6 protein-coding genes are annotated in these 6,172 nt (G+C 34.0%); all 6 read right to left on the bottom strand.

The genetic code is table 11. The features are described 5' to 3' along the window. Positions 1-145: 145 nt before the first annotated feature. On the bottom strand, positions 146-661 hold the full coding sequence (locus ABY905_RS12785; RefSeq protein WP_372644479.1) for an OmpH family outer membrane protein: 516 nt from the start codon (positions 659-661) through the stop codon (positions 146-148). Between the two features lie 64 nt (positions 662-725). Further along, the gene (locus tag ABY905_RS12790) at positions 726-1,259 is read right to left on the bottom strand and encodes an OmpH family outer membrane protein (RefSeq protein WP_372644481.1); all 534 of its coding nucleotides are present in this window, start codon (positions 1,257-1,259) and stop codon (positions 726-728) included. 126 nt (positions 1,260-1,385) lie between these two features. Next, positions 1,386-3,911, bottom strand: a complete 2,526-nt coding sequence (gene bamA / locus ABY905_RS12795; RefSeq protein WP_372644483.1) for an outer membrane protein assembly factor BamA — start codon at positions 3,909-3,911, stop codon at positions 1,386-1,388. A gap of 22 nt (positions 3,912-3,933) precedes the next feature. Then, a complete protein-coding gene (locus ABY905_RS12800; protein ID WP_372644485.1) occupies positions 3,934-4,680 on the bottom strand; it encodes an isoprenyl transferase in 747 nt (248 codons plus the stop codon). A gap of 3 nt (positions 4,681-4,683) precedes the next feature. Further along, the gene (locus ABY905_RS12805) at positions 4,684-5,346 is read right to left on the bottom strand and encodes a DUF6089 family protein (RefSeq protein WP_372644487.1); all 663 of its coding nucleotides are present in this window, start codon (positions 5,344-5,346) and stop codon (positions 4,684-4,686) included. Positions 5,347-5,517: 171 nt separating this feature from the next. Further along, on the bottom strand, positions 5,518-6,172 hold a 655-nt coding region (locus ABY905_RS12810; protein ID WP_372644489.1), incomplete at its 5' end, for an NAD kinase.

Below are 6,172 nucleotides of genomic sequence, written 5' to 3' on the forward strand. Positions count from 1 at the left end.
TTGTTTTGTCGAAGAAAGATCGTTTAAGGTATTATACATCAGATTACAAATACTTAATAAAAAACTCACCTAATGATACAAAAAAAGGTAGAACTTATCGCTAAGCCTACCTTTTAAATATTTTCATCTGCCAAAGCAAGTGTGTCTACTGGATACCCAATTTTGTTTTCACAAGTGGCATAATATCAATACTAGAAGCTGAATTAAATAAAACAACACCAGTACTAAGGTCTAATACGTATGTAAATCCATTCTCTTCACCAACTTCCTTAATCGCTTTTGAAGCTTTATCGAAAATAGGCTTCAACAACTCTTGCCTAGTTGTTTGAATTTTGTTTTGTGCGAATTGATCGAAAGTTTGCATACGATTCTGCAAATCTTGAATTGCTTTTTCTCTATCAGCACGAATAGCATCGGACAATGTCTCTCTTTCAGCAACGTAAGCTTCAACAAGCATTTGATATTCAGCTTGCATCGCTTTAATCTGCGTATCGAATTCTTTAGCTTTTGTTTCAATTTGCTTCTGTGCCGTATCTTTCTCAGGCATGATAGCTAAAAGCTTAGAAGAATCAATATGACCTAATTTAAGAGTCTGAGCAAAAGTATTAGCGCTAGTCAAAAGCACTACGGCTAACAAAGTAACTTTTAAAATTCTTTTCATTTGGTTTCTTTTTTAGATATGAAGTTGAACAAGCAATTAAATTACTCAACTCAAATTCATCGTTTTATTGTTTATTTACTCTTATTCCTAATTTATAAAGTACCTTATCACTAAGGTCGAATTTATTATTACTGTAGATGATGGTTGGTCCATTAGCTTTGTCAATAATCATTCCATAATTCCCAGCCTTGGCTATTTCTTTAATAGCATCATAAATATCATCTTGTATGGGTCGAACTAAATCTTGCCTTTTTTTATAAAGAGCTCCATTCTGCCCGAAATACTGATTCTGCAATTTTTGAGCCAAAGCCTCTTTTTCTAGAATTTCCTTTTCTTTTTTAGTTCTCAACTCAGGTGATAAGAACACTTGATCTTTACGTAATTTAGCATGTAAATTCTTAATCTCGAGATAAACACTTTCGATCTCAGATTGCCACTTAGCAGAAAATTCATTCAATTGATCTTGCGCAGATTTATAATCTGGCACATGATCTAGTATATACGATGTATCAACAAATCCATATCTCTGCTGTTGTGCATTAAGACTTAAAGCACTAAACAGGAAAAAGCTTAAAACACATATCCAATACTTCATCATAATATTTGCTTGATTAAATGATCTTGTAAATAGAAATTAAAGTCTTTTTTTTTGAACGTATCGAATTTACTAATTATAAATTTAAAAGAAATAAGCTTTTAATAAATTTTAACCGGTTAAAATTTATTAAAACTGCTGACCAATTACGAAATGGAATTGACTTCCATTCTCACCCGGTCTAGCTGCCTCATCAAATCCATATGCCCAATCAATTCCCAATAATCCAAACATTGGCAAGAATATTCTCATACCAATACCTGCCGAACGCTTAACATTGAATGGCTGGAAATCTTCAAATTCGTACCATGCATTTCCTGCCTCAGCAAAAGCTAAAGCATAAATAGTAGCAGATTGACTTAAAGATAATGGATAACGAACTTCAGCTGTAAATTTAGAATAAATATTACCACCCAGACGCTGTCCACTTTCAGAAATTGGTGTTAATGTTCCATTACCATATCCACGAAGTCCAATATTATCACTACCATACATTGAATATCCTGACATACCATCACCCCCGACTTCAAAACCTTCGAAAGGTGAACGCTTATCTTTATTGTAATGACCTAAGTAACCAAACTCTGCTCCTGTATACAAAACTAACTTATCAGTCTTATTCAAGATTGGTGAAAACATTTTTCCCTTAAATACCCACTTATGATATTCAATCCATTTGTATTTCTCCTGTTGATCTCTATCGCTATTCGTTAGTCGAGAATAATTTACATTATCAAATAAAGAATAAGGAGGTGTAATTTTCATACTTAATGAAAATGAAGAACCCCTTCTTGTATATAAAGGATTATCAATAGAACTTCTGGATAAAGTTGTTGTAAAACTAAAGTTATTTGATGTTCCGTTATGAATTAGATAATAATTCCAATCTTTTAATCGGTAATTCTGGTAGCTAACTTCATTGTATAATGAGAAATAATCATCTGGCCACTTTAATCGTCTTGCCAAACCAACACTCATCCCCATAACCTCTTGTTGTTGATCTGTATTAGGTTGATTATTACTATAGTATTGGCTATAAGAACGACTATATCCAGATTGTTTTGAGTAATAGAAAGAAGTACTCAATGAGGTAGGCTTCTTACCACCCAACCAGGGTTCTACAAATGAAAGACTGTATGAGCTATAATATGAACCATTGGTTTGAGCTTTAATACTTAAAGTTTGCCCATCACCGGTTGGAAGTGGACTCCAAGCTTCTTTATTAAATATATTACGGATAGAAAAATTTGAGAACTTCAAACCAACTGTTCCAATAACCATCCCTGCTCCCCAACCTCCTGAAAGCTCAATCTGGTCGTTAGCTTTTTCTTCTAATTCATAATTAATATCGACCTTTCCACTTTCCGGCTTTGGTTGAATATCAGGATTTATTGCCTCAGGATCGAAGTGACCTAACTGAGCTAATTCTCGTACTGAACGGATAATATCTTTCTTACTGAACAATTCGCCTGGATAGGTATAAAGCTCTCTTCGAGCAACATGTTCATGCGTTTTTGTATTCCCAATAATATTTACTCTATCGATATAAGCTTGCTTTCCCTCAATAATACGCATTTCGATATTAATTGAGTCCGTACCTACAACTGTTTCAACAGGATTTGCGTTAAAGAATAAATAGCCATTATCTAAATAAAGATTACTAACAGCATCATCTTCAATCGTTAGCCTCTTATCCAATAGCGTTTTATTATAAGTATCTCCTTTTTTAAGGTTAAGAACCTGATCAAGAACGAATGAATTGTAAACGGTATTACCAACCCATGTTACGTCATTAAAGTAATAACGATTCCCTTCTTTATATTTCAAGTAAATATCAACTCGGTCATCCGCCACTTCAACAACACTATCTGATAGAATTAAGGCATCACGAAAACCTTTTTCATTAAACTTCTCGATCAAAGTCATTTTATCTTCTGCCCACTTCTCTTCAATATATTTAGAAGATTTAAGGAAGTTCTTTAATTTCTTTTCCTTCGTATTCTTGATGAATTTCTTAATTTTCTTCGCAGTAAACGCATTATTTCCTTCAATAAAAATATTTCGAACTTTTATCTTATTGCTTCTATCAACAATAATATCAATTATAACACTATTCTCTTCATCAGTAGCATCGCGCTGGACAATATTAACTTCAGTATTATAAAAACCCTTCTCCTTAAAATAGTCCTTAACAACGATCTCAGTATTATTAAGTAAGAAATCAGTTACCTGAATCCCCTTCTGAAGTTTCAATTTCTCCTTAAGCTTGGTTGTTTCACTTTTTGAAAGTCCCCCATAGTTTACGCTAGATAGACGTGGTCGTTCCTGAAGATGAATATTCAAATAAATCTTCTTCCCAATAAGTTTAGTCGCAGTAACATTAATATCCGAGAATAAGCCTTGCTTATACAACTTCTGAATACCCTTAGTGATTTTTTCTCCTGGGACTTCAAGTTGTTCACCAGCTTTTAATCCTGCAATTCGTATCAAAACATCACTTTCGAGATGTTTAATACCAGAAACAGTGACACCACCAATTTCGTATTTTTTTGGCGAAGCATAGTCCACCGTAGGATTGTAAATAGTATCGGCTTCTTGTGCTAAAGTGCTTAAACTTATAAGAAGAGAAAAGAGGAAAGTTAATCGTTTAATCATTATCTAATTGAATAGTTAATTCTTACTTATTATTTACTTGCTCACTAATTTTACCAAAACGTCTTTCTCTATTTTGATAGTCCAAAATTGCTTTACACAGCTCATCCTTATTAAAATCAGGCCAAAACAATTTTGCAAAATAGAATTCAGAGTAGGCAATTTGCCACAACAAAAAATTACTAATTCGGTATTCGCCACTGGTACGAATTACCAATTCAGGATCAGGTATTCCCTTTGTTGTAAGATGATTCTCAAACAAAGATGCATCAATATCATCTATTGAAAGGTCTCCACATTTTGTTTTAAGAGCTATTTGCTTTACTGCATCAACAATTTCCCATCGAGCACTATAGCTTAATGCTAATACCAAAGTTAAACCTGTATTAACTTCAGTTTTCTCAATTGTTCCATCTAATTTCGACTTCACCTCTTCGGGTAAAGTACTCAGATCTCCAATTGCTTTTAATCTTACATTATTCTTCATAAGAGTTGGTGTCTCATGATCGATAGCATCAACAAGCAATGACATCAAACTTAAAACCTCATCTTTAGGACGATTCCAATTCTCAGTAGAAAAAGCGTAGAGCGTCAGATAAGAGATACCAAGTTCAGCGGCAGCTTCTACTGTTTGTCGAACAGCTTCCACACCATTCTGATGACCGACAATACGATGCTCGCCTCTCTCCTTTGCCCATCTACCATTACCATCCATGATAATAGCAATGTGCTTAGGTAATCTTTCTTTTATGATCTTATCTGTAATCGACATATATTATTTTACTATTCTATCATATGCATGACATTGCAGATCGTTAAAGAGTTGCAATGTTAATGTTACACCTAAAAATGATATCCAATCATCATTGTGGAACTTATTGGCAATATTTAATTTATTCGGATCACTTAAACCATCCAAATCATCGGTAAAGGTCTTTTTAAAAGACCACTCGACAGCAGCTGTCCAACGTTTCCCGATTATATATTTACAACCGACTCCCATTGGAATAGCAAATGATGAAGTCGTACTACTAGATGACACATACGACAGACCGCTTGTGATATAGGGCGAGAAACGTTTTGCCCTACTTGACAATGGCACTAAAAAAGGCTGAAAATTAAATTCCATCTGTATGGAAAAATCAACCAACTCTGTTTCAAAGGATCCTGCTCTTGATTGTTGATATTTATTATCAAAGTCGAGATCGTTACCTTTTAAATTTCCAAAACTTAAGCTCGTTCTCAAAGCATATCTTGGCCCCATATTATAACGGTACATGAAGCCTAGCGTTGGTGAACTTGAGTAAAGATGTTTGTTAGGGTTAATATCTCCCAAATAATAATTGGCTCCTGCAATAATTCCGACATCAGATGAATTCTGAGCAAAAACTGAGTGACCAACAAAAAAGAATAATATCCCTAAAATAAATTTATACATGAAAAACTCGTTTATATAACTTAATTCTTCTTATTCGAACATAAGATGCGCTAAGTATCGAATATTATTCAATCATAAGCTACAAAAGTAGCATATAATCTGAAAAAACCTCGGGTCTTAACAAAAATTAACCGCGGTTTGTAAATGTTTTCATCAGCCCTTAAAACCTAGCTAATTACGCTTATCAACACCCCACATTAGCTTGTTCCGAAGTGTGCTATAGAAGGAATGAGTTTTTAATTTCAACACCTTTATTTTGAAATCAGCTTTACTTATTTTTAATTCATTTAAAGCTTCAAAACTGACCGATCTGGAATCTAAAGAAGCCAGGTAACTGTCACTTCTGCCTTCAACTTTTAGAGTTATCTCCTGATGATTTGGAAGTACAATAGGGCGCACCGTCAGGTTATGTGGAGAGATTGGAGAAATTACAAAATTTTGTGTATTCGGGATCAAAATAGGACCGCCAACACTCAAAGAATAGGCAGTTGAACCCGTAGGTGTAGCAATTATTAATCCATCAGCCCAATACGAATTCAAGTATTCCCCATCGATATAAGTATGAATGGTAATCATCGATGCTGAATCTTTCTTGTGAACGGTAAACTCATTTAAAGCATAATTAAAATCCTTAAATAAGCCATTATCCTTTGTTTGAACCTTTAGCAAAGTTCTTTCTTCAATTGAATAATTACCTTCAAAAATATCTGAGATAGCTGCAGGGATTTCTTCACGAGCAATATCAGCCATGAAACCTAATCGACCACTATTAACACCCACAATAGGAATTCCAGAATCCTGTACCACAGTTACTGCGTCAAGAAAA

Source organism: Ancylomarina sp., assembly GCF_041555295.1.
In the GTDB taxonomy this organism is placed as follows: Bacteria; Bacteroidota; Bacteroidia; order Bacteroidales; family Marinifilaceae; genus Ancylomarina.